Below are 25073 nucleotides of genomic sequence, written 5' to 3'. Positions count from 1 at the left end.
CGGAGCCTCGCCATGGCTGAATACGACTATGACGTCCTCGTGATCGGTGCCGGCCCCGGCGGCTATGTCGCGGCGATCCGCGCTGCGCAGCTCGGTCTGAAGACCGCGTGCGCCGAGAGCCGCGAGACGCTGGGCGGCACCTGCCTCAACGTCGGCTGTATCCCGTCGAAGGCGCTGCTCCACGCCTCGGAGTTGTACGATCACGCCGCCAATGGCGCGATGGCCAAGCTCGGCATCAAGACGACGGTCGAGCTCGACCTCGACACGATGCACGGCCAGCGCCGCGACGCGGTGAAGCAGCTGACCGGCGGCATCGAATATCTGTTCAAGAAGAACAAGGTGACGTGGCTCAAGGGCCGCGCGGCGTTCAAGGATGCGCATAGCGTCGACGTCGCCGGGCAGACCGTCACCGCCAAGAACATCGTGATCGCGACCGGCTCCAGCGTCACGCCGCTGCCTGGCGTCGAGATCGACCAGAAGATCATCGTCGACTCGACCGGCGCGCTCGACCTGCCGACCGTGCCGGAGCATCTGGTCGTGATCGGCGGCGGGGTGATCGGGCTCGAGCTGGGCAGCGTGTGGCGCCGCCTCGGCGCGAAGGTGACGTGCGTCGAATATCTCGACCAGATCCTGCCCGGCTTCGACGGCGACATCCGCAAGGAGTCGAACAAGATCTTCAAGAAGCAGGGCATCGAGTTCCAGCTGTCGACCAAGGTCACGGGGATCAAGGTCGAGGGTGACAAGGCGATCCTGACCGTCGAGCCCGCCGCCGGTGGCGAAGCGACGACGATCGAGGCGAGCCATGTCTTGGTGTCGATCGGGCGGCGTCCGAACACCGACGGGCTCAATCTGGAGGCCGCCGGCTTGTCGACCAACCAGCGCGGCCAGATCGAGATCGACCACGACTTCCGCACCAAGACGGACGGCGTGTGGGCGATCGGCGACGTCGTGCCCGGCCCGATGCTCGCGCACAAGGCCGAGGACGAAGGCATTGCGGTCGCGGAAAATATCGCCGGCCGGCACGGCATCGTGAACCACGCGGTGATCCCGTCGGTCGTCTATACGTGGCCGGAAGTCGCGGGCGTCGGGCTGACCGAGGAAGCCGCGCGCGAACAGGGCGAGATCAAGGTCGGCAAGTTCCCGATGATGGCCAACAGCCGCGCCAAGACCAACCATGAGCCGGACGGGCTGGTGAAGGTGATCGCCGACGCCAAGACCGACCGCGTGCTGGGCGTATGGTGCATCGCGAGCGTCGCGGGCACGATGATCGCGCAGGCGGCGCAGGCGATGGAGTTCGGCGCGACCAGCGAGGACATCGCCTACACCTGCCACGCGCACCCGACGCATTCGGAAGCCGTCAAGGAAGCGGCGATGGCCGTTCAGGGCAAGCCGATCCACATCTGACTTGAGTCCAAGGGCGAGTCTGCGGGCCGCCGTTTGGCAATAATTCTACTCGGGGGCTGCATTTGCGGCCCCCGACGCGTTTCAGACGGATGCGACGTCAATCCCGTCCTCCGGCTGCTCCGGTGACGTTCCCTCCAGATGCGGATCGTGCGGCACGCGAGCGGCACTGGCTGACGCTCACCCGCGAAGCCCTGCCGCGGCTGGCGCGCAGCCGCGATTGGCCGATCAGCGCCGACCATTGTTTTCAACGCGTTCTGCTCGACCATTCGTGCGGTGGCCGCTGGTATGATCACATCGCCGAACGACCGGCCTACCGACACGCTCCCCTGCACATCCTGAACGCGGCCATCGAACTCGGCGAGGCAGTGGCCGCTGGCAGCGTGGACCTTCGGTCGCTCAACGCGCAATCCTTGCGCTGGCGAGGCAAGCGCTAGCGCCTCGGATCAAGCACTTGCCTGCCGGCAGTCGAGGGCGCAGCATCGGCGACGACTCAGGGGCGCGATCGGGGGGTGAGCGGCCGATGACGGAACAGGCACAGGGCAGCGCGGCCACGCCGCGTCCTAAATCGATCCTGCTGTTTTCGGACGGTACCGGCAACAGCAGCGGCAAGTTGTTCAAAACGAACGTCTGGCGCACCTATGAGGCCGCAGATCTCGGGCCGCCGCAACCGGGACTGCGGCCGCAGATCGCCTTTTATGACGATGGGGTCGGTACGTCCTCGTTTCGTCCTTTGGCAATCCTCGGGGGCATTTTCGGCGTCGGTCTGAAGCGCAACGTGCTCGACCTGTATCGCTTCGCGTGCCGGAATTACGCGCCCGGTGACACGATCTACGCCTTCGGCTTCAGTCGGGGCGCGTTTACGATCCGGTTGGTGATTGCGCTGATCGCGTCGCAAGGACTGGTGCCCGCCGATACCGAAGCGGCCCTGCAGCGCGGGACCGCGGATGCGTGGCGCGCCTATCGTCGGCGCTACCTGCCGCGCCGGCTGCAATGGCCGACCAAGGCATGGCGTGCCGTGCGCGGCGCTCTGACCGACGCGCTCCGGCGGCCGGAGGAGCGTTACTGCCTGCGCCGCAACCGACGGCCGGAGATCCGCTTCGTCGGGGTATGGGACACGGTCTCGGCCTATGGCGGGCCGAGCGTCGAGATCACGCGCGCGATCGACGACTGGTTCTATCCGCTGTCGATGCCCAATTATGCGCTCAACAAGCGTGTCGGGCGAGCGCGCCACGCGCTGGCGCTCGACGACCAGCGCGATGCCTTCCATCCGCTCGTGTGGGACGAACTGGCCGAGCGCGACCTGATCGCGCGCGGGCTGGTGGACGAGGACCGGCTGCGACAATTCTGGTTCACCGGGATGCACGCCGATGTCGGGGGCGGCTATCCGGATGAGAGCCTGAGCTATGTCTCGTTGCTGTGGATGCTGGAGGAAGCGCAGGCGGCCGGGCTCCGCACGCTGGACGTCATCACCGATCGCCACCGTGCGCTCGCCAACAGCGCCGGGCCGATCCACGACAGCCGCGCCGGGCTGAACAGCTATTATCGCTATCTGCCGCGCCGGATCGACGCACTGCTCGACCCGCCCGCCCCCGAAACGCGGCTGCATTGGCCGCCGGAGCGCGCGCGCGGTCGCGGGATGCTGACCGCCGCCCGCATACACGAAAGCGCGCTGGCGCGGATCGTGCGCGGCACCGATCGCTATGCGCCGATCACGATCCCCGAACGCTTCGAGATCCACCCGCCGCAACGCGCCGGGGAGAACGCGCCGCAGCCCGCCTCCGGCGCCGATGCTGCAGGCGCCGCCGCGATGGCACCGGGCGCGGTGGTCCCGCTGCTGTCGACGGCCGAGCGCGCGATGCTGCTCGATCCGGCACGCAACGCGGCGCGCGCCGCGATGATGCCACGGGTGTGGGATGTCGTGTGGTGGCGACGCGTCGTCTATTTCGCCTTCATTATCGTCACGGTCGCGCTGCTCGCGATGCCGCTATGGGGAACCCGGTCAGCGCTGTGCGAGGACAGCCGGTGCCTGCTACCCGGTCTGTTCAGTCCGCTGAAGGCGGTGCTGCCGGGCGTGGCGGCGACGTGGATCGATACCTATACCAACAATCCGTTCTGGGCGGGCGGGCTGATCGGGTCACTCTTGCTGCTGGTGGTTGCCAGCGGACGGCTGGGGGCAACGATCCGCGCGCGATCCGCCGAAGCCTGGGCCTGCGTGCTCCGCGGCACGGCGCCGCAACCCGACCGCGGCGGAGTGGCGCGGGCCATCCGCTGTTCGTCGGCCTGGCTGGGCACGTTGCGGTTCGTGAAATGGTGGCTGTTGCCGATCGGGGCCGCGCTGGCGGTCCTGCTGGCAGTGGTGGCGATCCCGCTTGCGCTGCCGATGCAATGGTGGCTCGCCAAGGCCGAACGCGACGGCACGTTGTGCCCGATCGAGGAGAGCGGCGATCTGAACGACGCGGCAGTGGGCTTCGACGCCAAGCGGCCCTGCACCGACCTGCACCGGACGCTGACGCCGGGAACCACCTATCGCATCACGCTGCGCGTCACGGAACAATGGTGCGATCTCGGGATCAGCGCCGACCCCGTCAACGGCGACCGCGGCGGATGGTGGTTGACGCCGTTCCGTTTCCACCGCCGCGTGACCAGCGCCAATTGGCTCAAGCCGCTCGCGATCGTGCGCAGCCCGGATGCGAAGGTGCGGATCGATCCGCTCGACTTCGATTACCTCGGCCACGATATCTATCGCGCGCGGCTCGTCGCGCCGGCCACGGGCGGGCGGCTCTACATGGCGCTCAACGACGCCTTCCCGCCGCTCCTTTCGTCGGTCTTCTACGAGAACAACAAGGGCGCGGCGGTGGTGACGGTCGCACCGGAGCAAGGCCCGGCGTGCCACGACGACGGTTGCGCGATCGCGCTGCCCCCGCCACCAGCGATCGACTGTGGCGCGCCGATCGCGCGCTGAGCGACGAGGAAGGCGAAGATGATCGAACGGCTGATCGCCACCATGGCGCGGCTTCGCGGGCCGGACGGCTGCGAATGGGACCGCGCGCAGACCTTCGCGACGATCGCGCCCTATACGATCGAAGAGGCCTATGAGGTCGCCGATGCGATCGAGCGCAACGATCTGGGCGAGCTGAAGGACGAACTGGGCGACCTGTTGCTGCAGGTGGTGTTCCACAGCCGCATCGCCGAGGAAGCGGGCGCGTTCGCGTTCGACGACGTGGCGGCGGCGATCAGCGACAAGATGGAGCGGCGGCATCCGCATATCTTCGGTGACGAGACCGGGGGCGGACACCATCGCTGGGAAGAGGTGAAGGCCGCCGAGCGCGCCGCCAAGGGGGCGGTGAGCCCGCTGGACGGCGTGGCGCGCGGCTTGCCGGCGCTGCTGCGCGCCGAGAAGATCCAGAACCGTGCGGCGCGGGTCGGGTTCGACTGGCCGGATACCGCAGGGCCGCGCGCGAAGATCGACGAGGAACTGGCCGAGGTGGCGGCGGCGACCACGCCGGAAGAGGTGGCGGACGAGGTCGGCGACGTGCTGTTCGCGGTGGTGAACTGGGCGCGGCATCTGGGCGTCGAACCAGAGGCGGCCTTGCGTGCGGCGACGGGGAAGTTCGAGCGGCGCTTCCGGGCGATGGAGGCGGCTGGCGGGGCGGCGTTTGCGGGGTTGCCACTGGCGGAGAAAGAGGCGCTGTGGGTGAAGGTCAAGGCGGGGGAGTAGCGACTGCTGCGTCATCCCGGACCCTTCGGCAAGCTCAGGAGAGCCTTGATCCGGGATCCCGCTCTTCCCGAGGGCCGGTGACGAAGAAGCGGGGCCCCGGATCAAGTCCGGGGCGACGGCTTCAGCACGCTCACTCGCCGCGCGTAAGGAAGCGTTCGTGGTCGGCCGGGGACATGCGTACCTCGTAGACGACGCGCTCGTCCTCGACGTGACTGTCGAGTACCTCACCGTGCGCGTGGAGCCATGCCGCCCCTGCCCCGTCGGCCGCGTCGAGCGACAGCGTGTAGCGGACGTGCCCCTGCGTGAGCAGGTCGCCGATGTGGCGGACCAGCGCGTCGACGCCCTCGCCGGTCAGCGCGGAGAGCGCCACCACATCATCGCGGCGCGCCGCCTCGGCGAGCAGATCGTCGCGCGCGTCGCCGTCGAGCAGATCGAGCTTGTTCCACGCCTCGATCACCGGGGTGGTTTCGGTCACGCCGACCTCGGCGAGCACGCCCTCGACATCGGCCTTTTGCGCGGCGCTGTCGGGATGCGCGACGTCGCGGACGTGGACGAGCAGGTCGGCGGACACGACCTCCTCCAGCGTCGCCTTGAACGCCGCGACCAATTGCGTCGGCAGTTCCGAGACGAAGCCGACCGTGTCGGACAGGATCGCCTTGTCGATGCCGGGCAGTGATACCTGCCGCAACGTCGGGTCGAGCGTCGCGAACAACAGGTCCTCGGCCATGACGTGCGCGCCGGTCAGGCGGTTGAAGAGCGTCGACTTGCCGGCGTTGGTATAGCCGACCAGCGCGATCACCGGCCACGGCGCACGCTGACGCCGCTCGCGGTGCAATCCGCGGGTGCGGGTGACCTGATCGAGTTCGCGCCGCAGCCGCGCCATGCGGTCGCGGATCAACCGGCGGTCGGCCTCGATCTGCGTCTCGCCGGGACCGCCGAGGAAGCCGAAGCCGCCGCGCTGGCGTTCGAGGTGGGTCCAGCTCCGCACCAGCCGGCCGGACTGGTAATCGAGGTGCGCCAGCTCGACCTGCAACCGCCCCTCGGCGGTCGCGGCGCGCTCGCCGAAGATTTCGAGGATCAGCCCGGTGCGGTCGATCACCTTGGCCTCGAGCGCGGTCTCGAGGTTGCGCTGCTGGATCGGGGTCAGGCTGCCGTCGACGACGATCAGCCCGGCCTCCTCCATGCGCGCACGCGTGGCGAGTTCCTCGATCTGGCCCGAGCCGAGCAGCGTTGCCGCGCGCGGAGTGCGGATGCGCAGCGCGACGCGATCGACGACGAGCACGCCGATCGCCTCGGCAAGCCCGGCGGTTTCCTCCAGCCGGGCCTCGGCATCGCGGCTCGATCCGCCGAGGTCGGGATAGACGACGATCGCGCGGGCGCCGCGGGTGAATTCGTCGCGGTCGCGCTCAAAGCCGGTGGTCACGGACAGTGGATCAATCCTCCCCGTCGTCGTCGGAATCGTCGTCATCCTCGCCGGTGTCGGAGAGGTTGAGCGGGCGCGACGGCTGGATGGTCGACACCGCATGCTTGTAGACGAGCTGCGCCATGCCGTCGCGCTGGAGCAACATGCAGAACAGGTCGAAGCCGGCGATCGCGCCCTGCAGCATCACGCCGTTGACGAGGAACATCGTCACCGGGTCCTCGGACTTGCGAACCGCGTTGAGGAAAATGTCCTGGAGCAGCGGCTGCTTGCGCGGATTGTCGTTCATCTGACCGACGATGCCGGCGACGTCGACCGGGCCGGCGGGCATGATCGTCGAAATAGCGTGCTTATAGATCAGCTGCGACTGACCGTCACGGCGCAGCAGCACCGAGAAATTGTCGAACCAGGTGACGATGCCCTGAAGCTTGACCCCCTTGACGAGGAACATGGTGACGGGCGTCTTGGACTTGCGCAGCGCGTTGAGGAACAGGTCCTGGAGCGACGTCGGCTTGTCGGCCATGAAGAGAATGTCCTTGTTCTTGGCGGGAGGTTCCCCGCGAGATGCGCCGTTGCCGGCGTCGGTGGCATCGCATCGGAATACGACAGGCGTAAGTTAGGGTTCCGGCCGGCGAACGTCCAGATGCGCGCGGCGTGCGCGGCGGAAGTTTGCGAAGGTGGCGCGTAAAGGGGGTGACGCGCGGTTCTGGTGGCGGAGGGTGCGCGGGGCCGCGTCGATCGTAGCGGTTGTTGGAGGGTGTAGGACAGCCTTACCGCCCATCCCGTCATCCCGGACTTGATCCGGGATCCCGCTTCTTCCTTCTGTCGCGAGGAAGACGCGGGGCCCCGGCTCAAGGCCGGGGCGACGGTTGGTGGGCGTTTATTCCTCGCGCGTTTCCGTAATTCCGAGCAGCTTGAGTTTGCGGTGGAGCGCCGAGCGTTCCATGCCGATGAAGCTGGCGGTGCGCGAAATGTTGCCCGAGAAGCGGCGGATCTGGACGCGCAGATACTCGCGCTCGAACGTCTCGCGCGCCTCGCGCAAGGGTGCGCCCATGATCGCGCTGGCGCCGGTGCCGGCGTCCTGCGTGCCGAGCACCTCGGCGGGGAGCAGGTCGAGGTCGATGCGCCCGATCCGGTCGCCGGGCGCGAGGATGATCGTCCGTTCGACGACGTTGCGCAGCTCGCGGACGTTGCCGGGCCATTCGTAGGATTGCAGCGCGACCAAGGCGTCGGTGGCGATCTCGGGCGGCGGCACGCGGCGGTCGGCGGCGTAATGCGCGGCGAAATGCTCGACCAGCGCGGGGATGTCCTCGCGGCGCTCGGCGAGCGGCGGGATCGTGACGGGGACGACGTTGAGGCGGTAGTACAGGTCCTCGCGGAAGCGGCCCTCGGCGATCTCGACGCTCAGGTCGCGCGCGGTGGCGGAGACGACGCGGACGTCGACCTTGACGACGCGCGTGCCGCCGACGCGGGTGAAGCTCTGGTCGGTCAGCACGCGCAGGATGCGGGCCTGCGTCGCGGCGGGCATGTCGGCGATCTCGTCGAGGAACAAGGTCCCGCCATGCGCCTGTTCGAGCAGCCCGGTGCGGACGAGGTCGCCGCTTTCCTCGACCCCGAACAATTCCTCCTCGATCCGCTCGGGGTTCATCCCCGCGGTGCTGGCGATCACGAAATTGGCGTGCGCGCGCTGGCTCCAGCCGTGGAGCAGCCGTGCCGCGACTTCCTTGCCGACGCCCGCGGGCCCCATGATGAGCACGCGGCTGCCGGTCGCCGCGACGCGCTTCAGGGTCGCCCGGACCGCGTTGATCGCGGTCGAGCTGCCGGTCAGATCGGTGCCGCGCCCGGTCGCGGCGCGCAGCGACGCCACCTCGGCGCGCAGCCGCTCGGTCTCGGTCGCGCGCTCGACCATCAGGAGCAGGCGTTCGGCCTGGAACGGCTTTTCGATGAAATCGGCGGCACCTTTACGGATCGCGGCGACCGCGGTGTCGAGCGTGCCGTGGCCCGAAATGACCAGCACCGGGATCGACGGATCGCGGCGCTTGATCTCCTCGAGCAGGTCGAGCCCGTCGAGCCGCGAGCCCTGTAGCCAGACGTCGAGCAGCACCAGGCTGGGGCGGCGCGTCGCGATCGCCTCCAGCGCCGAGTCGCTGTCGCCGGCCATGCGCGTGTCATAGCCTTCGTCCTCGAGCACGCCGGCCACGAGTTCGCGGATGTCGAGTTCGTCGTCGACGACGAGGATGTCGATCGCCATTGGGCCTAGATCCGGTTTCTGGTCAACGCCGCGATCGTGCGATCGTCGTCGTCGGACGGGGAATGGTCGTCGCTGGCCAGCGCGGCCAGCGGGGCGGTGTCGAAGGACAGGGTCACGATCGTGCCGCCGCCGGGACGGTCCGCGAAGCTGATCGTGCCGAAATGCTCCTCGACGATCTTCTTGACGATCGCGAGCCCGAGCCCGGTGCCGCGCGCGCGGGTGGTCATATAGGGCTCGACGATCCGGTCGCGCTCCAGCGGGAGGCCGACCCCGGTATCGGCGACCGCGATCGTCACGCGGCCGTCCGCCTCGGCGAGCGTCATCGTGATGCTCGCCTCGCTGGCATCGGCCTCCTCGACCGCTTCGACGGCGTTCTTGACGATGTTGGTCAGCGCCTGCCCGAGCTGGCGACGGTCGCAGACAAGCGACGGCGCGGGATCGGCGTGATCGAGCACGAAGCGGATGCCGGGGTGCGCGACTTCGTGGAGGAACATCGTCTGGCGCGCGATGTCGACCAGCGACTCGTCGCGGAACACCGGCTTGGGCATCCGCGCGAAGGACGAGAACTCATCGACCATGCGCCGAAGGTCACCGACCTGCCGCACGATCGTGTCGGTGAGCCGCGCGAAGGTGGTGTCGCTGGCGTCGATCTTGCTGCCGTAGCGACGCTGGAGCCGTTCGGCGGCGAGCTGGATCGGGGTGAGCGGGTTCTTGATCTCGTGCGCGATGCGGCGCGCGACGTCCGCCCAGGCGGCGCGGCGCTGGTCGGTCAGTTGCTGCGTGATGTCGTCGAAGGTGATGATCGGGCCGCTGCCGTCGCGCGCGATCCGCGCCGCGAAGGTGCGCATCTCGCCCGCGACGTTGAGCTGCACCGCCGCCTCGCGCCCCGGCTGGTCGAGCAAGGCGTCGAGTTCGGGGGCGATGTCGTGGAGCTTGCGGCCGACCGGCGGCTCGGCGAGCCCCATCAGCGTCTGCGCCGAACTATTGATGAGGCGGATCGTGCGGTCGCGCGCGTCGATCGAGATGACGCCGGCCGACACGCCCGACATCACCGCCTCGATCAGCGCGCGACGGCTGTCGAGCTGCGCATTGGCGGTGATGAGCGCGGTGTTCTGCGCCACCAGTCGCGCGGTCATGCTGTTGAAGGCGTTGGACAGCGTCCCAATCTCGTCGCGTTCGAGCGTTTCGGGGACGCGTGCCGACAGATCGCCGCCCTCGACGCGGCGCGCGGCGTCGACCAGCTCGCCGACCGGGCGGACGAGCCGGTCGGCGACGGTCAGCGCGATCCATACCGCGATTCCGACGATCAGCAGCGAGACGATCAGTAGCGCGGCGTTGAACTGGAGTTGCAGCGAGCGGGCGCGGGCGATGAGCTGGCGGTAATTGGCCAGCGCCGCCTCGGCCCGCGCGGTCTGGGTTGTCATCTCTTTCGGATCAGTGACCCGCGCGGCATAGAGATAGAGGTCGTCGCTGCCCGGTATCTGCGTGAAGACCTGGATACGATCGCCGGTGATGATCGTCGCATTCTGCCCCTGCCGCAGCTTGGCGATCGCCGGCTTGGTCACGAACCGCGAGAAGTCGACATCATACGGGTTGACCACCGCCAGCGTGCGGACTTCCCCCTGCGGCGTGAGGACGAACAATGCGCCTTCCGACAGGCTGCGATAATAGACCTGCCGCCCGAAGGTCGAGCGGAACGACAGCGTGTCGATCGGCACTTCCTGCAGCGTGACCGACAGATCCGACGCCATGGTGAACGTCGCTTCCTGCCAGCGCTGGACGATCTGTTCGTACGAGGTGCGGGTCAGCGACGCCGCATTCTCGAACATGCCGCGCGAGCGGTCGGAATACCAGAATTGCACGCCATACTGGAACAGCAGCGAGGCGAAGATCGTCACCAGCAACGCCGGGATGGCGGCGACCAGCGAAAACAGCAGCACGAGGCGGACGTGCAACCGCCCCCCTGCCCCGATCGACGACCGCTCGGCGCGGCGGAGCGCGACGCGCCGACCGAAGAGCATCATCAGCGCGATGCCGCAAACGAGATTGGCGACCAGCAGCGAGGCGACCAGCGGCGGCGCGAGCAAGCGGCCGGGATCACCCTCCCCGCGCAGCGCGAAATAGCTGACGAGCGCGACCGCCACCGCGGCGGCGAGCACCATCAGCTCGATCGCCGGTGTCACGCCGACACGGCGCAGCGCACCGGGCGGGGTAGCGGAGGAGGATGTCACTCCTGCGAACATTCCCCTCTCGCTACAGCATCAGTGTTGCATGGAAAACACATAATTGCCGATGAGTGATGCAAATCAGGGAGCAGAGGACCTGGTATGCCGATCCCTCGTCGCCCCGGACGTGATCCGGGGCCCCGCTTTCTACCGTTACGAGCGTGATCAAGAAGCGGGACCCCCGGATCAAGTCCGGGGTGACGGCCAAGGCGGCACCTTTCCGTCATTGCGAGCGTAGCGAAGCAATCCAGTGCCGGACCAGGACGCCCTGGATTGCTTCGCTGCGCTCGCAATGACGGGTGACTATCGGGCGCAGGGCAGGAACGGCCTCAAACGTCGATTCCCAGCATGTCCAGTCGCTTGCGGAGCGTGTTGCGGTTGAGGCCGATCGCGCGGGCGGCGCGGAGCTGGTTGCCGCCGTGGCGCGCCAGCATCGCCTCGATCAGCGGGCGTTCGACTTCGCCGATGATCCGTGCGTACAGCGAGCCGTCATCGAGCGCGCGCGGTTCCTGCCGCGCCAGCCGCTCGATCATCGCGCGCACCGCCGCCTCGATCCCCGGATCGGGGGCGGCCTCGGCGGGCGCGCCGCCGCCGATCGTCGCGGTGAGTTCGGCCGCGCCGATCCGGTCGTCGCGCGACAGGGCCGCGAGCCGGCGCATCAGATTTTCCAGCTCGCGGACGTTGCCGGGCCAGTCGTGCGCCTCCAGCACCGCGACCGCGTCCTGTTCTAGCGTCTTGCGCGGCAGCCCCTCGGCGGCGGCGCGGTCGAGGAAATGGCGCGCCAGTTCCGCGACGTCGCCGCGGCGTTCACGCAAGGGGGGCAGCGCGATCGGCACGACGTTTAGGCGATAGTAGAGGTCCTCGCGGAACTGGCCGCTCGCCACCGCCTGTTGCAGGTCGCGGTTGGTGGCGGCGACGATGCGGACGTCGGCGCGGATCGTCCGCGCGCCGCCGACCGTCGTGAACTCGCCCGATTGCAGCACGCGCAGCAGCCGGGTCTGCGCCTCGATCGGCATGTCGCCGATCTCGTCGAGGAACAGCGTGCCGCCCGCCGCCTGCTCGAAGCGCCCGGCGTTGCGCTGCGCCGCGCCGGTGAACGCGCCGCGTTCGTGGCCGAACAATTCCGCCTCGATCAGCTCGCGCGGGATCGCGGCCATGTTGATCGGCACGAACGGCGCGGCACGACGCGCGCCGAGATCGTGGATCGCGCGCGCGACCAGCTCCTTGCCGGTACCCGACTCGCCCGACACCAGCACGGTGAGGTCGTTCGAGACGACGCGCGCGATCACGCGGTAGACGTCCTGCATCGCCGGCGAGCGCCCGATCAAGGGAAGCGAAGGATCGTCGTCGCTCGCCTGCGTCTCGCCGCTGCGCCCGCCGCGCGCCAGCGCCGCGGCGACGGTGCGGGTCAGCGTGTCGAGGTCGAACGGCTTGGGGAGATAGTCGTACGCGCCGGCTTCGGTGGCGCGGACCGCGGTGGTCAGCGTGTTGCGCGCCGACAGCACGATCACCGGCAGGTCGGGCCGCGCCGCCAGCACCTGCGCGACATGGTCGATGCCGTCGCCGTCGGGGAGCACGACGTCGCTGAGCAGCACGTCGGGCGGATGGCTCGCCAGCTCGCGCCCCAGCTCGGTGAGCGTCGCGGCGGTGCGGACCTCGTGCCCGGCGCGGCGCAGCGCGTGCGCGACGACGGTGCGGATCGCGTCGTCGTCGTCGACCAGCAGCACGCGGGTCATGCGATGGCTCTCGGCAAGAGGATGCGGAACACGGTCTGGTGCGGCGTGCCCTCGCGCGAATATTGCACGATCCCGCCCATGTCGCGGACCAGCTTGTCGACGAGCGCGAGCCCCAGCCCCTTGCCCTCCGGCCGGCCCGAGACGAACGGGTCGAAGAGATGGTCGGCGATGTCGGCGGGGGCGCCGGGGCCGCTGTCGATGACGCAGATCTCGATCGGCAGCGGGGTGCGACCCCGCCCCTTGCCCGCCGCGACCGTCACGCCGTGACGATAGGCGGTGGCGAGCGTGATGCGGCGCTCGCCGCGCTCGCCGAGCGCGGCGGCGGCGTTCTTGAGCAGGTTGAGGATGACCTGGAGCAGCGAATCGCTGTTGCCCATCGCGCGCGGCAGCGACGGATCGTAACGCTCCTCGATCGCGACGCCGCGCGCGAAGCCGGCCAGCGCGACGCCGCGCGCGTGCGCGAGCAAGGGATAGATGTTCATCGGCGACACCTCGCGCGGGCGGGTGTCGGTGAAATCCTCCATATGGTCGATCAGCGCGGTGATGCGGTCGACCTCGGCGATCATCAATTGCGTCAGCTCGGCGGTGTCGACGCCGTCGGCGATCAGCTGCGCCGCGCCGCGGATGCTCGACAGCGGATTCTTGATCTCGTGCGCGAGCATCGCCGCCGCGCCGACCGCCGAGCGCGCCGCCGCCGCGCGATCGGTCGAGACGCCGAGCCGCCGCGACGCGCCGGCATGGTGAAGCGTGATCGTGCGCCAGCCGGGATGGTCGACCACCGCCGCCTCGATCAGATCGACGCGCAGCCGCAGCCCGCGCATCGTCTCCACATCGGCGTCGAAGATCGCGAAGGCGTGCGCGTCGCGGCGCGCCTCGGCATCGGGGAAGGACAGGATCGCGGCGAGCGGCTGGCCGAGCATCGCGCGTTCCGACAGGTTGAGCAGCGTCTCGCACTCGGCATTGACGCGCGCGATCCGGTCCGCGGCGTCGACCACCAGCACCGCGACCGGCAGCGCGGCGAGCAGCTCCGCCGCGTCCGGGCCGCGTGTTTCCAGCATCACGCCGCGGCGCTCAGCCGGTAGGGGGCGTAGAAGTCGGCGAGCATTGCCTTGACGCGATCGGCGTCGGGCTCCTGGTTGACGCGGTTGCGGAACTCCGCCGAGCCGTTCAGCCCCTTGGTGTACCAGCCGATATGCTTGCGCGCCATGTTGACGCCGGTGAAGGTGCCGTAATGCTCCAGCATCGCGTCATAATGTTCGGCGATGACGCGGTACTGCTCGTCGAGCGACGGGTCGGGCAGCCGCTCGCCGGTGCGCAGCCAGTGCATGATCTGCGCGAGCAGCCACGGGCGGCCATAGGCGCCGCGCCCGATCATGATCCCGTCGGCGCCCGATTGCGCCAGCGCTGCATCGGCATCCTCGATCGAGCAGATGTCGCCATTGGCGATCACCGGGATCGACACCGCGTCCTTGACCGAGCGGATGAAGCGCCAGTCGGCGCTGCCCTTGTACATCTGGTTGCGGGTGCGGCCGTGAACGGTGACCATCTTCACGCCGAGGTCCTCGGCGATCCGCGCGAGTTCGGGGGCGTTGAGGCTGTCGTGGCACCAGCCCATCCGCATCTTGAGCGTCACCGGCGCGTCGACCGCCGCGACGATCGCCGCGATCAGCTGCGTCGCGAGCTTGAGATCGCGCATCAGCGCCGAGCCGGCGTCGCCGTTGGTCACCTTGCGGACCGGGCAGCCCATGTTGATGTCGATGATCGCCGCGCCCTTGTCGCGCGCCAGCTTCGCCGCCTCAGCCATCTCATAGGGCGTGCAGCCGACGAGCTGCATCGACACCGGCTCCTCGGAGAGATGCCATGCCGCCTTCTGGATCGACTGGCGCGTCTCGCGGATCGCGGCCTGGCTGGCGATCATCTCGGTGACGTTGAGCCCCGAGCCGTAGCGGCGGACGAGCGTGCGGAACGGCTGGTCGGTCACGCCGGTCATCGGCGCGAGGACGACGGGCTCGTCGATGCGGACGTCGCCGATCTGAATGGGTCGGAGCATAAGGGGTTCGGAAGCTGCCTGAAAAATGGGCAGATAGGGGATTCGGGCGATTCGGGCAAGGTTGGGGCATTGCCGGTCGGGATCGGGGTGGAACGGTCGCGCATCCGTCATTGCGAGCGGAGCGAAGCAATCCAGGGCCGGATCAGGACGCCCTGGATTGCTTCGCTACGCTCGCAATGACGGATTCTGTTGATGGCATTCCCTTCAAAGGGATCGATCGTCGTCGATGGTAAACCGGTCGGCGATCGACCTCACGCACCGAAAAGCCGCACCTTGCCCGCCAGCACCGGGCGCAGCACCAGCCCGTTGAGATCGATCGCGGCGTGGACCAGCATCGCCGCCCACAGTCGCCCCGACACCAGATAGACCAGCGTCAGCAACACGCCCGCGATCAGCGTGCCGATCACGCCGCGCCAGCCCTGATAGCTATGGGCATAGCCGAACGCGGCGGTCGCGCCTGCGAACCCCAGCAGCGCCGATCCGCTCGCGCCGGCGATCAGCAACGGCAGCAGCAGGCGGAAGAACAATTCCTCGGTCACCCCCGCCTCGACCGCGAGGAGCACACCCCAGCCGAGTTCGGCGCGCCGCATCGGCGTGACCGCGCGTAGATCGCCGAGCGTCATGCGCCGCCCGCGGCGTTCGAGCACCGCCGCGATCGCCACCCCGGCCAAGGCCCCGAGTGCCAACGGCTGCCAGCCCGGTTGCCCGACCCACGCGACCGCCAGCTCGCGCGCCGGCTCCAGTTCCGCGGGTAAGCGCCAGATCGTCTCGACGCGCCCGAGCAGCGCCAGCAACAGTAAGGCGACGCCGCCGAAATGCACCAGCGAACGCAGCGCCAGCCGCGCGAACCAGCGATGCCGCACCGCCCCCGGCGCGACCGCGGGCGGGCGCGGCCAATAGCCGAGGCGCCCGCCGTGCAGCAGCAGCGCGAGGCTGGCCAGCGCGACCGCCAGCGCGGCGACGGTCACTGGTCGAGGCGGTGCTCGCCCTTCACCCAGCGCACCGTGCCCGACGAGGCGCGCATCACGACGCTCTCGGTGGTCATCTTGCCGCCGACGCGCCGCACGCCTTCCAGCAGCGAGCCATCGGTGACGCCGGTCGCCGCGAAGATGCAGTCGCCCTTCGCCAGATCCTTGAGATCATATTGGCGGTCGAGATCCTCGATCCCCCATTTGCGCGCACGGGCGCGCTCGTCGTCGTTGCGGAACAGCAGCCGGCCCTTGAACTGCCCGCCCACGCAGCGCAGCGCCGCGCAGGCCAGCACGCCCTCCGGCGCGCCGCCCGAGCCCATGTAGACGTCGATCGTCGTGTCCGGGTCGCTGGTCGCGATCACGCCCGCGACGTCGCCGTCGCCGATCAGCACCACGCCGCAGCCGATGCTGCGCAGCTCGGCGATCAGCGCCTCGTGGCGCGGACGGTCGAGGACGCAGGCGATGATGTCCTTGGGCGCGACGCCCTTGGCCGCCGCGATCGCCGCGATATTCTCGGTCGGGGTGCGATCGAGGTCGATGACCCCGGCGGGCAGCCCCGGGCCGACCGCCAGCTTGTCCATATAGACGTCGGGCGCATTGAGCAGCCCGCCGGCCTCGGCGATCGCCAGCACCGCGAGGCTGTTCGGCCCCGACTTGGCGCAGATCGTCGTGCCCTCCAGCGGATCGAGCGCGATGTCGATCGCCGGCCCCTGCCCGCTGCCGACCTTCTCGCCGATGAACAGCATCGGCGCCTCGTCGCGCTCGCCCTCGCCGATCACCACCGTGCCGTCGATGTCGAGTTCGTTGAGCGCGGCGCGCATCGCCTCGACGGCGGCGGCGTCGGCGGCCTTCTCGTCACCGCGCCCGGTCAGCGTCGAGGCGGCGATCGCCGCGGCTTCGGTGACGCGCACCATCTCCAGCACGAGCACACGGTCGAGAACCTTGCTGGCAGTCGGCATGGGAAGTCCTTCTTCTCTGATACGTCCCGGATAGGCGCGCCACATGACGGTGTCGAGGCATTTTGTTTTACGTGTTTTACAACACCGCCTTCAGAGCGTCAGCGCCGCTTTCAGACCGACGACGCCGACATCGGACGCGTCGCGCACGCCGCCGGGCTGGTGCACCCATTGCACGTTCGGGCGCAGTTCGAGCCAGTCGATCGGATGCAGGCTGTAATAGACCTCCGCGGCATATTCGGCGTCGCGCACGGGCGTGCCCGGCACCAGTTCGTCGGCGCGGGCCGCGCGACGGTTGACGTTGGTGCGCGCGACCGCGACGCCCAGCACGTCGCCGGGCAGCGCGGGCACCAGCCCCTTGTAGAACAGCCCGAGCGATACCTGATTGTCGGTGACGCTGGTCTTGCGGTCGGTCTGCGTCACGTTGAGGAAGATGCCGAGCCCGGTCAGCGACTTTCCGTCCTTCGACGTGCCGGTCAGCTGCTGCTGCATCGTGAAATAGACGCCGTAGCGCCCCGATCGGCTCAGCGGCTCCGCCCCGGTCAGCACGATCGGGCGACGATTGCGATCGAGCAGCACGTCGTCGCCGTCGGCGGTCGCGATCCAGCCGCCGACCTTGTACGAGCCGACCTTGCCGTCATCACCGCCGCGGCTCACCCCCGTCTCGACCGGGATCAGCACGCCGGTCGCGCCGTGGAAGTGACCGACGAAGAAGTCATTCTCGAGATTGCGCGGATTGATCTCGTACACGGCGCCCTGCACGTAGCGGTCGTCGTCGAGCGCGACGCGCACCCGCGCGCCCCATTGGCTGACCGGCCAGTTGTACCAGTAATCGCCGGCCAGATTGCCCGGCTGCGCGCCGCAGAAGCTGAGGTTCATGAAATGGCAGGAGAAGGCCGCGAAATCCTCGCCGGGGTTGGTGCGGCCCAGCTTCACCTCGGTCCGCGTTCCGATCTTCTGCTCCCACCACAATTGCGTGAGGCGCACCGTCTGCCCGCGGCCGTAGATTTCCTGCACCTGTTGCAGCGTGTTCAGCCCGGCATCGGTGGTCAGGTCGTACCCGCGCCGCCACGTCACCGTCGCCTGCACCGCGCCGCCGCTGATCCCGGCCAGCTTCTCCATGTCGAGCAAAGCGCCGACGTCGAACTGCCCGGTTTCGCGGAACAGCTTCCGGTCGCCGCCGCTGACATTATACCCGCTTTCCGACGCATAGCGCGCGGTCAGCCCGATGCCGCGCCGGCCGAGCCGGGTGCGGATTTCCTGCCAGTCGCCGATCAGTCCCGGCGGCGGCGAACTCTGCGTGTCGCCGACCAGCGACGAGGGCGAGGTGTCGCGCGGGCGGCGCACGGCCGGGGTGCGCGGCTGGCGCTGCGTATCGCCGGAGCGGGTCGTCGCACTTGCACCCGGCTTCGGCGCATTGGGGTCGTCGGGCGGCGAGGCGCCGATGTCGACCTGCTGCGCCTGTGCCGCACCCGCCACCAGCAACGCGGCGGCGGCGAAAAGCCCCGTCTTCATCTACGCTCGCGACCTTCTTCTTTGTCGTTACGTGCCGGCAACGAAGAAGCGCAGGAAAGGTTCGCGGGGGGTGCAATCCGGCTCGTCATTGCGAGCGCAAGCGAAGCAATCCAGGGCGTCCTGGTCCGGCCCTGGATTGCTTCGCTATGCTCGCAATGACGAGAGGATCAGTCGCGCAGCAGGTCGTTGATGCTGGTCTTGCTGCGGGTCTGCGCGTCGACGCGCTTGACGATCACCGCGCAGTACAGCGCCGGCTTGCCGTCGCCGCCGCCGATCGAGCCGGGCACGACCACCGCATAGGGCGGCACTTCGCCGCGGAAGGTTTCGCCGGTTTCGCGGTCGATGATCTTGGTCGAGGCACCCAGATAAACGCCCATCGACAGCACCGCGCCCTCGCCGACGCGCACGCCCTCCGCGACCTCGGCACGCGCGCCGATGAACGCGCCGTCACCGATGATGACCGGATCGGCCTGCAACGGCTCGAGCACGCCGCCGATACCGGCACCGCCCGAGAGGTGGACGTTCTTGCCGATCTGCGCGCAGCTGCCGACCGTCGCCCAGGTATCGACCATCGTGCCTTCACCGACATAGGCGCCGATGTTGACGAAGCTCGGCATCAGGATCGCGCCCTTGCCGACGAACGCGCCGCGCCGCACGACGCTGCCCGGCACCGCGCGGAAGCCGGCGGTGCGGAACTCGGCCTCGCTCCAGCCCGAGAATTTGCTCGGCACCTTGTCGAACCAATGGCCCGCGCCCGGGCCATTATCGATCAGCGCGTTGTCGTTGAGGCGGAAGCTGAGCAGCACCGCCTTCTTGAGCCATTGGTTGACGCGCCAGCCGCCATTGCCGTCCGGCTCGGCGACGCGCGCCTGCCCGGCGTCGAGCAGCGCCAGCGCGCGGTCGACCGCGACGCGCACCTCGCCCCCGGTGGTCAGCCCCAGCTCGGCGCGGTTCTCCCACGCGGCGTCGATCGTGGCGGAAAGCTCGGCGGTCATTGGTCCTCCAAAACAGACTGGACCCACGCGGTGACGTCGGTCACGCGGTGGTCGACATAGGATCGGTCGGCGTCGTGGTCCTGCTCGGACCCGTTGTCCACCCAGACGGTGGTCATCCCGATCGCCTTGGCGGGTTTGAGGTTGCGCGCCATGTCCTCGACGAACAAGGCGCGGGTCGGGTCGATGTCGAACGCGGCACACAGCCCGGCATAGGCGCTGGCGGCGGGCTTCGGCGTCAGGTCCATTGCGACGATGTCGTGGACCGCCTCGAAACTCTGCCCGAGCCCGAGCCGCTCCAGCACCTTGAGCGCATAGGGGCGGTCGCCGTTGGTGAAGACCAGCTTGCGCCCCGGCAGCCGTGCCAGCGCGGCGGCGAGCGGGGCATTCTCTTCCAGCGCGTCCATCTCGATATCGTGGACATAGGCGAGGAAGGCGGGCGGATCGACCTCGTGATCCGCCATCAGCCCGGCGAGCGTGGTGCCGTGTCCGAGGAAATATTCCTTCTGGATGCGGCGCGCCTCGATGGAGTCGACATTCAGGAAGTCGGCGATGAACGCGGTCATCCGCCGGTCGATGTGCGCGAACAGGTCGGCACGCGCCGGGTAGAGCGTGTTGTCGAGGTCGAAGATCCACGTATCGACGTGCGCGAAGGCCGGGTGCATGGCGCGGCGCTTTAGTGGCTTTGGCGGCGGGCGCAAAGCGGGGCTTCACGCGACGACGCGAAGAAGAGGTGTTTGTTCGCGCGGAGGCGCAGAGACGGCAGCCCCCGACGAAGCCGAGCCGTCAGATGCGCGACCTTCGTTGGAAAAGGTGGCTGCGCCGCAGCTGCACCATCTCCGCGCCTCTGCGCGAGCCATCAAGCTCTGCTTTCCACGTCCCAAGCCGCATCGATATGGCGAACCTCCGCCACCATCCCCACTTCCCTCATATGACCCGATATTCCCTTCTCGACCTCGTCCCCGTCACCGAGGGCGGCTCGGTCGCGCAGTCGCTCGCCAATGCCGCGGACCTCGCGCAACATGCCGAGCAGCTCGGCTTCAACCGCTATTGGGTGGCCGAGCATCACGGCATGACCGGGATCGCCTCGGCGGCGACCGCGGTGGTGATCGCGCATGTCGGGCAGGCGACCAGCCGCATCCGCATCGGCGCGGGCGGGATCATGCTGCCCAATTCCGCGCCGCTGCAGATCGCCGAGCAGTTCGGGACTCTCGATGCGCTTTTCCCCGGCCGGATCGACCTGGGGCTCGGCCGCGCGCCCGGCTCCGACCAGCGGGTCGCGCATGCGCTGCGCCGCAATCTTTCCAGCGACGCCAATGAGTTCCCGCGCGATGTCGTCGAGCTGCAAAGCTATTTCGCCGACGACGGGCGCACCGGCATCACCGCGACGCCGGGGGCAGGCGCGAAGCCGGAAATGTGGATCCTCGGCTCCAGCCTGTTCGGCGCGCAGCTCGCCGCGATGCTGGGGCTGCCCTATGCCTTCGCCTCGCACTTCGCGCCCGACGCGCTCGACCAGGCGCTCGACATCTACCGGCGCGATTTCCGCCCGTCGGCGGCGCTTGCCAAGCCCTATGCGATGGCGGGGTTCAACGTCTTCGCCGCCGACACGCATGAGGAGGCCGAATTGCTCGCCAGCTCGCAGCAGCAGCAGTTCGTCGCGCTGCGCACCGGCAATCCGGGGCGGATGAAGCCGCCGGTGCCGGGCTATCGCGCCTCGCTGCCGCCGCAGCACGCCGCGATCCTCGACCATGCGCTGTCGGCGAGCGCGATCGGCACACGCGACGAGGTGGCGCGCGGGATCGCGGCGTTTGTCGCGCGCACCGGGGTCGACGAGTTGATGCTGACCAGTGCGGTTTACGACCATCAGGCGCGCCGCCACTCGATCGCGCTGGCGGCAGAGGCGATGCGGGAATTGCCGCTCGCGGCGTGAGCCTCGACGCCGCAACATACGCCGTCGCCCCTGCGCAGGCAGGGGCCTATGTCTGTGTCGTCCGGGTGATCGCCTGACACATAGCGGTGTTTCGTGTGTCAGACTTGCGCAATGGACTTTACAGACATGGGCCCCTGCCTGCGCAGGGGCGACGGCGTCCGGGCTGCGACGTTTTCCATTATTGCGCGGGGCCGACATTTCGTGAACTTTGCCGATTGCCCTACCCGCCCCACCCCGCTAACCGCACGCGATGGCGCACGTCGGCATCATCATGGGCTCCACCTCGGACTGGGAAACGATGCGTCATGCGAGCGAGACGCTCGATGCGCTCGGCATTGCGTATGAGGCGAAGGTCGTCTCCGCACATCGCACCCCGCAGCGGCTCTATGACTACGCAACCGGCGCGGCAGACCGCGGGCTGAAGGTCATCATCGCCGGCGCGGGCGGCGCGGCGCATCTGCCCGGCATGGCGGCGTCGATGACGCATCTGCCGGTGCTGGGCGTGCCGGTCGAATCCAAGGCGTTGAAGGGCATGGATAGCCTGCTCTCGATCGTCCAGATGCCCGGCGGCATTCCGGTCGGCACGCTGGCGATCGGCAAGGCCGGCGCGATCAACGCCGCGCTGCTCGCCGCGTCGATCCTCGCTTTGTCCGACGACGCGCTGTCGCAGCGGCTTCAGGCGTGGCGCGCCAAGCAGACCGACGGCGTCGCGGTCGATCCGGCATGACGGTGATCGCCCCCGGCAGCACGATCGGCATCCTCGGCGGCGGGCAGCTCGGCCGCATGATCGCCAGCGCGGCGGCCGATCTCGGCTATCGCACGCACGTCCTCGCTCCCGATCGCGAGAGCGTCGCGGCGCAAACCGCCTCGTCGCTGACCCGCGCCGATTACCACAACAAGGTGGTGCTCGCCAACTTCGCCGCGCAATGCGACGTCGTCACCTATGAGTTCGAGAATATCGCGGTGGGACCGGTCGAATGGCTCGCCGAGCGCGTGCCGGTCTATCCGTCGCCGCATAGCCTTGCCGTGGCGCAGGACCGCGTGCGCGAGAAGCAGTTCGTCGAGCAGGTCGGCGGACGCCCCGCGCGCTGGCAGGCGGTCGCGTCGCGCGAGGAGCTGGACGCGGCGATCGCGACGATCGGCTGCCCGGCGGTGCTCAAGACGACGCGCTTCGGCTATGACGGCAAGGGGCAGACGCGCCTCCACTCGCCCGCCGACGCCGATGCAGCATGGGAGGCGATCGGCGGCCCGGCGGTGCTGGAGGCGTTCGTCGAGTTCAGCCACGAATTCTCGATCGTGCTGGTGCGCGGGCGCGACGGCACCATCACCAGCTACCCCCCGCCGTGGAACGAGCATCGCGACGGCATCCTGCACCGCTCGACGCTGCCCGCGCCCGCCGAGATCGCTGCGCAATGGACCGAGGCGGCGGCGCTGACCGGGCGGATCGCCGATGCCCTCGACCACGTCGGCGTGCTGACCTGCGAATATTTCGCGAGCGCCGAAGGGCCGGTGTTCAACGAGATGGCGCCGCGCGTCCACAATTCGGGGCATTGGACGATCGAGGGCGCGGCGACCTCGCAATTCGCCAATCACGTCCGCGCGATCTGCGGGCTGCCGCTCGGCGACACGGCATTGGTCGCACAGGGCGCGGAGATGGAGAATTTGATCGGCGCCGACTGGGAGCGCTGGCCGGATTATGTCGCGGCGCGCGATACGTACCTGCACCTCTACGGCAAGCGCGAGACGCGCGACGGCCGCAAGATGGGGCATGTCACGCGGTTGACGCGCTGACGGCCACCGTCATCCCGGACTTGATCCGGGATACCGCTTCGTTACGCGAGCGCCGAGGAAGAAGCGGGGCCCCGGATCAAGTCCGGGGCGACGGGGCTACCGGTCCCGCCGCGCGCCCGTGATCATGCGCCGCGCGATCTTGCGCACCCCTTCGTCGTCCTTCGTGGCATCGGCGGCCGGATCGCCGAGATGGTCGAGGCTGTAGTCAAGATAGTCGAGCAGGCCCGGGTGCTTCGCCTCGACATATTCGATCAGCCTGAACAACAGATGCTCGGTCGCGATCTCGCGCTGACGGGTCTGCACCAGGGGGTCGGTCATCGCTCGCTCCAGATTGTTCGTCATCGCCAACCGCCGGTGATGCCGCCCCGTTCCGTCACGATACTTTGACGATCCGCTCGGTCAGCACCGCCACCCTGATCCCGAAACGCCGCGCCTCCAGCCGGTTGGCGAGCGTGCGGCCGTCGGGTTGCAGCGTCAGCGTCTGGCGCACGCGGAACCCGCCGGTGCTGGTGAATGCCAGCCGCAGCGTTGCGCCCTCCACCACGCCCGTCACCGGCCCGCGCGCGTCGGTGAGCGTGCCCGCATAGCGCCCCGGCGCGATCCGGCGTAGCTGCCAGTGGCGCGGTCGCGGCGGCTTGTCGCCCTCGGTCACGATCTGGTCGAGCGTCAGCACGCCGTCCGCGCCGATCCGTCCGGTGCCGCGCACGCTCACCGGGCGCGCCTTGCGCAGGATCACCTTCAGCACAGCCGTGCCGCGCGTCTCCCCCGCGAAGAAGCGCAGCGGATCGAAGGTGGCGGGACTGGCGGCGGCCAGCGCGAGGGACAGCAGCATCGCGCCTCAACGCCGCGCGCGAGGAAACGACGCCAGCCGCAGCACGACGAAGCCGGCCACCGCCGACAGCAGGGATCCCGCCAGCACGCCGATCTTCACCGCATCGACCTGCACCGCGTCGGCGAAGGCGAGCCCGCCGATGAACAGGCTCATCGTGAAGCCGATCCCGCACAACAGCGCCGCACCGTAAATCTGGGGCCAGGACGCCTCCCGCGGCTTGGCCACCCAGCCGAGCCGCACCGCGGCGAGCACCGCGCCGAACACGCCCACCTGCTTGCCGATCGCCAGCCCCGCCGCGACGCCGAGCGGCAACGGCTGCAGCACGGTCGCCACTCCGACCCCCGCCAGCGCGACACCGGCATTGGCGAAGCCGAACACCGGCACCACCACGAACGCCACCCACGGCTGTAACGCATGTTCCAGCCGATGGAGCGGCGAGCGGACATCGTCGGGCGCACCGGGCGAGCAGCGGATCGGGATCATGAACGCCGCCAGCACGCCGGCGATCGTCGCATGAACCCCCGACATCCACACCGCCACCCACAAGGCCGCCGACAGCAGCAGATACGGCCACAAACGCGTCACCCCGGCACGCCCGAGCGCGGCCATCACCGCCATGATCGCCGCGGCCGCCAGCAGTGCCAGCCCACCGATCGACGCGGTATAGGCCAGTGCGATCACCACGACGGCGCCCATATCGTCGACGATCGCGACCGTGGTCAGGAACAGCTTGAGCGAAGCGGGAACGCGCGGTCCCAGGAGCGCCATGACGCCGATCGCGAAGGCGATGTCGGTCGCCGAGGGGATCGCCCAGCCCCGCGCCAGCCCCGGCGTTTCCTTCACCACGAACAGGTAAATCAGTGCCGGCACCGCCATGCCGCTGGCCGCCGCGATCGTGGGCAGTGCGCGATCCGACCAGCTCGACAGATGCCCGTCGACCAGCTCGCGCTTGATCTCCAGCCCGACCAGCAGGAAGAACAACGCCATCAGCGCGTCGTCGATCCAGTGCAATACCGACAGCGGCCCGACATGCCACTGAAGCAGCGCGAAATAATCGTCGCCCAGCGGACTGTTCGCGACGATCATCGCCGCCGCCGCCGCCAGCATCAGTACGATCCCGCCCGACGCCTCGCCCTTCAGAAAGGCACGCAGCGCAGAAGGCGGACGCAGCCGCACCAGCGGAGAGACGGGCAATCGGGACATCGGGTTCTTCCACGCCGCAGGCTTGCCGGCGGCCCGACCGGCATGAACACCTGCCCGTCGCGCATGACGAGCACCCGCG

At 69.0% G+C, this 25073-nt stretch carries 22 protein-coding genes; 7 read left to right on the top strand and 15 right to left on the bottom strand.

Going from position 1 to position 25073, the window contains the following annotated elements; translation table 11 throughout:
- The first annotated feature begins 12 nt into the window (after positions 1–12).
- The 4 genes from lpdA (at position 13) to mazG (ending at position 5122) form a co-directional block, all read left to right on the top strand.
- Positions 13–1404, top strand: a complete 1392-nt coding sequence (gene lpdA / locus PGN16_RS16970) for a dihydrolipoyl dehydrogenase (RefSeq protein ID WP_335310552.1) — start codon at positions 13–15, stop codon at positions 1402–1404.
- Between the two features lie 122 nt (positions 1405–1526).
- Complete coding sequence (locus tag PGN16_RS16965) at positions 1527–1838, top strand: GCN5-related N-acetyltransferase (RefSeq protein WP_335310551.1); 312 nt, start codon at positions 1527–1529, stop codon at positions 1836–1838.
- An 86-nt stretch (positions 1839–1924) separates the two neighbouring features.
- Positions 1925–4366: a DUF2235 domain-containing protein gene (locus PGN16_RS16960; RefSeq protein ID WP_335310550.1), complete on the top strand. Its 2442-nt coding sequence runs from the start codon at positions 1925–1927 to the stop codon at positions 4364–4366.
- Positions 4367–4384: 18 nt separating this feature from the next.
- Positions 4385–5122 carry a nucleoside triphosphate pyrophosphohydrolase gene (gene mazG, locus PGN16_RS16955; protein ID WP_335310549.1) on the top strand — a complete coding sequence of 246 codons (738 nt, stop codon included), beginning with the start codon at positions 4385–4387 and terminating at the stop codon, positions 5120–5122.
- A gap of 130 nt (positions 5123–5252) precedes the next feature.
- Here the strand turns inward: mazG and hflX are convergent, their stop codons facing one another.
- From hflX to PGN16_RS16895, 12 genes are all read right to left on the bottom strand, one after another.
- On the bottom strand, positions 5253–6545 hold the full coding sequence (hflX, locus tag PGN16_RS16950) for a GTPase HflX (protein ID WP_335310548.1): 1293 nt from the start codon (positions 6543–6545) through the stop codon (positions 5253–5255).
- Between the two features lie 10 nt (positions 6546–6555).
- The gene (hfq, locus tag PGN16_RS16945; protein ID WP_184035621.1) at positions 6556–7065 is read right to left on the bottom strand and encodes an RNA chaperone Hfq; all 510 of its coding nucleotides are present in this window, start codon (positions 7063–7065) and stop codon (positions 6556–6558) included.
- A gap of 357 nt (positions 7066–7422) precedes the next feature.
- Positions 7423–8793, bottom strand: coding sequence for a nitrogen assimilation response regulator NtrX (gene ntrX / locus PGN16_RS16940; RefSeq protein WP_335310547.1), 1371 nt, complete (start codon positions 8791–8793; stop codon positions 7423–7425).
- Between the two features lie 5 nt (positions 8794–8798).
- Positions 8799–11036 (bottom strand): sensor histidine kinase, encoded by a 2238-nt coding sequence (locus PGN16_RS16935; RefSeq protein WP_335310546.1) that lies wholly within the window; start codon positions 11034–11036, stop codon positions 8799–8801.
- Positions 11037–11347: 311 nt separating this feature from the next.
- Positions 11348–12754 (bottom strand): nitrogen regulation protein NR(I), encoded by a 1407-nt coding sequence (gene ntrC / locus PGN16_RS16930; protein ID WP_335310545.1) that lies wholly within the window; start codon positions 12752–12754, stop codon positions 11348–11350.
- On the bottom strand, positions 12751–13812 hold the full coding sequence (locus PGN16_RS16925) for a two-component system sensor histidine kinase NtrB (RefSeq protein ID WP_335310544.1): 1062 nt from the start codon (positions 13810–13812) through the stop codon (positions 12751–12753). The genes ntrC and PGN16_RS16925 overlap by 4 nt, the downstream gene beginning before the upstream one ends.
- Positions 13812–14804, bottom strand: coding sequence for a tRNA dihydrouridine synthase DusB (dusB, locus tag PGN16_RS16920; RefSeq protein WP_335310543.1), 993 nt, complete (start codon positions 14802–14804; stop codon positions 13812–13814). The genes PGN16_RS16925 and dusB overlap by 1 nt, the downstream gene beginning before the upstream one ends.
- 251 nt (positions 14805–15055) lie before the next feature.
- Positions 15056–15772, bottom strand: coding sequence for a CPBP family intramembrane glutamic endopeptidase (locus tag PGN16_RS16915; protein WP_335310542.1), 717 nt, complete (start codon positions 15770–15772; stop codon positions 15056–15058).
- Entirely contained in the window at positions 15769–16734 is a 966-nt protein-coding gene (glpX, locus tag PGN16_RS16910) for a class II fructose-bisphosphatase (RefSeq protein WP_335310541.1), read from the bottom strand. Before glpX ends, PGN16_RS16915 begins: the two co-directional genes overlap by 4 nt.
- A gap of 90 nt (positions 16735–16824) precedes the next feature.
- Positions 16825–18246: a carbohydrate porin gene (locus PGN16_RS16905; RefSeq protein ID WP_335310540.1), complete on the bottom strand. Its 1422-nt coding sequence runs from the start codon at positions 18244–18246 to the stop codon at positions 16825–16827.
- A gap of 167 nt (positions 18247–18413) precedes the next feature.
- On the bottom strand, positions 18414–19241 hold the full coding sequence (gene dapD, locus PGN16_RS16900) for a 2,3,4,5-tetrahydropyridine-2,6-dicarboxylate N-succinyltransferase (protein WP_335310539.1): 828 nt from the start codon (positions 19239–19241) through the stop codon (positions 18414–18416).
- Positions 19238–19903 (bottom strand): pyrimidine 5'-nucleotidase, encoded by a 666-nt coding sequence (locus tag PGN16_RS16895; RefSeq protein ID WP_335310538.1) that lies wholly within the window; start codon positions 19901–19903, stop codon positions 19238–19240. The genes dapD and PGN16_RS16895 overlap by 4 nt, the downstream gene beginning before the upstream one ends.
- 266 nt (positions 19904–20169) lie before the next feature.
- Here PGN16_RS16895 and PGN16_RS16890 point away from each other — a divergent pair, with 266 nt between their 5' ends.
- The 3 genes from PGN16_RS16890 (at position 20170) to PGN16_RS16880 (ending at position 22959) form a co-directional block, all read left to right on the top strand.
- Positions 20170–21168: an LLM class flavin-dependent oxidoreductase gene (locus PGN16_RS16890; protein WP_335310537.1), complete on the top strand. Its 999-nt coding sequence runs from the start codon at positions 20170–20172 to the stop codon at positions 21166–21168.
- Between the two features lie 250 nt (positions 21169–21418).
- Positions 21419–21895, top strand: a complete 477-nt coding sequence (gene purE, locus PGN16_RS16885; protein WP_335310536.1) for a 5-(carboxyamino)imidazole ribonucleotide mutase — start codon at positions 21419–21421, stop codon at positions 21893–21895.
- Complete coding sequence (locus PGN16_RS16880; RefSeq protein ID WP_335310535.1) at positions 21892–22959, top strand: 5-(carboxyamino)imidazole ribonucleotide synthase; 1068 nt, start codon at positions 21892–21894, stop codon at positions 22957–22959. The genes purE and PGN16_RS16880 overlap by 4 nt, the downstream gene beginning before the upstream one ends.
- A 96-nt stretch (positions 22960–23055) precedes the next feature.
- Here PGN16_RS16880 and PGN16_RS16875 read toward each other — a convergent pair whose 3' ends face one another.
- Genes PGN16_RS16875 through nhaA form a run of 3 tightly spaced genes read right to left on the bottom strand, consistent with a single transcriptional unit; the run spans position 23056 to position 24994 of the window.
- The gene (locus PGN16_RS16875) at positions 23056–23277 is read right to left on the bottom strand and encodes a hypothetical protein (RefSeq protein WP_335310534.1); all 222 of its coding nucleotides are present in this window, start codon (positions 23275–23277) and stop codon (positions 23056–23058) included.
- Between the two features lie 55 nt (positions 23278–23332).
- Positions 23333–23791 (bottom strand): DUF3833 family protein, encoded by a 459-nt coding sequence (locus PGN16_RS16870; RefSeq protein WP_335310533.1) that lies wholly within the window; start codon positions 23789–23791, stop codon positions 23333–23335.
- Positions 23792–23797: 6 nt separating this feature from the next.
- Entirely contained in the window at positions 23798–24994 is a 1197-nt protein-coding gene (gene nhaA / locus PGN16_RS16865) for a Na+/H+ antiporter NhaA (protein ID WP_335310532.1), read from the bottom strand.
- Positions 24995–25073 lie beyond the last annotated feature (79 nt).

The organism is Sphingomonas phyllosphaerae (assembly GCF_036946485.1).
Lineage (GTDB): Bacteria > Pseudomonadota > Alphaproteobacteria > Sphingomonadales > Sphingomonadaceae > Sphingomonas > Sphingomonas phyllosphaerae_E.
The sequence above is the reverse complement of the archived record's forward strand: the minus strand, read 5'-3'. Positions and strand labels throughout refer to the sequence as shown.

What these genes read in the sequence shown, in the direction of transcription:
- lpdA (WP_335310552.1), top strand. Translation starts at nt 13, where the DNA reads ATGGCTGAATACGACTATGACGTCCTCGTGATCGGTGCCGGCCCCGGC.
- PGN16_RS16960 (WP_335310550.1), top strand. Translation starts at nt 1,925, where the DNA reads ATGACGGAACAGGCACAGGGCAGCGCGGCCACGCCGCGTCCTAAATCG.
- mazG (WP_335310549.1), top strand. Translation starts at nt 4,385, where the DNA reads ATGATCGAACGGCTGATCGCCACCATGGCGCGGCTTCGCGGGCCGGAC.
- hfq (WP_184035621.1), bottom strand. Translation starts at nt 7,065, where the DNA reads ATGGCCGACAAGCCGACGTCGCTCCAGGACCTGTTCCTCAACGCGCTG.
- ntrX (WP_335310547.1), bottom strand. Translation starts at nt 8,793, where the DNA reads ATGGCGATCGACATCCTCGTCGTCGACGACGAACTCGACATCCGCGAA.
- PGN16_RS16935 (WP_335310546.1), bottom strand. Translation starts at nt 11,036, where the DNA reads ATGTTCGCAGGAGTGACATCCTCCTCCGCTACCCCGCCCGGTGCGCTG.
- ntrC (WP_335310545.1), bottom strand. Translation starts at nt 12,754, where the DNA reads ATGACCCGCGTGCTGCTGGTCGACGACGACGACGCGATCCGCACCGTC.
- PGN16_RS16925 (WP_335310544.1), bottom strand. Translation starts at nt 13,812, where the DNA reads ATGCTGGAAACACGCGGCCCGGACGCGGCGGAGCTGCTCGCCGCGCTG.
- dusB (WP_335310543.1), bottom strand. Translation starts at nt 14,804, where the DNA reads ATGCTCCGACCCATTCAGATCGGCGACGTCCGCATCGACGAGCCCGTC.
- glpX (WP_335310541.1), bottom strand. Translation starts at nt 16,734, where the DNA reads ATGCCGACTGCCAGCAAGGTTCTCGACCGTGTGCTCGTGCTGGAGATG.
- PGN16_RS16905 (WP_335310540.1), bottom strand. Translation starts at nt 18,246, where the DNA reads ATGAAGACGGGGCTTTTCGCCGCCGCCGCGTTGCTGGTGGCGGGTGCG.
- dapD (WP_335310539.1), bottom strand. Translation starts at nt 19,241, where the DNA reads ATGACCGCCGAGCTTTCCGCCACGATCGACGCCGCGTGGGAGAACCGC.
- PGN16_RS16895 (WP_335310538.1), bottom strand. Translation starts at nt 19,903, where the DNA reads ATGCACCCGGCCTTCGCGCACGTCGATACGTGGATCTTCGACCTCGAC.
- PGN16_RS16890 (WP_335310537.1), top strand. Translation starts at nt 20,170, where the DNA reads ATGACCCGATATTCCCTTCTCGACCTCGTCCCCGTCACCGAGGGCGGC.
- purE (WP_335310536.1), top strand. Translation starts at nt 21,419, where the DNA reads ATGGCGCACGTCGGCATCATCATGGGCTCCACCTCGGACTGGGAAACG.
- PGN16_RS16880 (WP_335310535.1), top strand. Translation starts at nt 21,892, where the DNA reads ATGACGGTGATCGCCCCCGGCAGCACGATCGGCATCCTCGGCGGCGGG.
- PGN16_RS16875 (WP_335310534.1), bottom strand. Translation starts at nt 23,277, where the DNA reads ATGACCGACCCCCTGGTGCAGACCCGTCAGCGCGAGATCGCGACCGAG.
- PGN16_RS16870 (WP_335310533.1), bottom strand. Translation starts at nt 23,791, where the DNA reads ATGCTGCTGTCCCTCGCGCTGGCCGCCGCCAGTCCCGCCACCTTCGAT.
- nhaA (WP_335310532.1), bottom strand. Translation starts at nt 24,994, where the DNA reads ATGTCCCGATTGCCCGTCTCTCCGCTGGTGCGGCTGCGTCCGCCTTCT.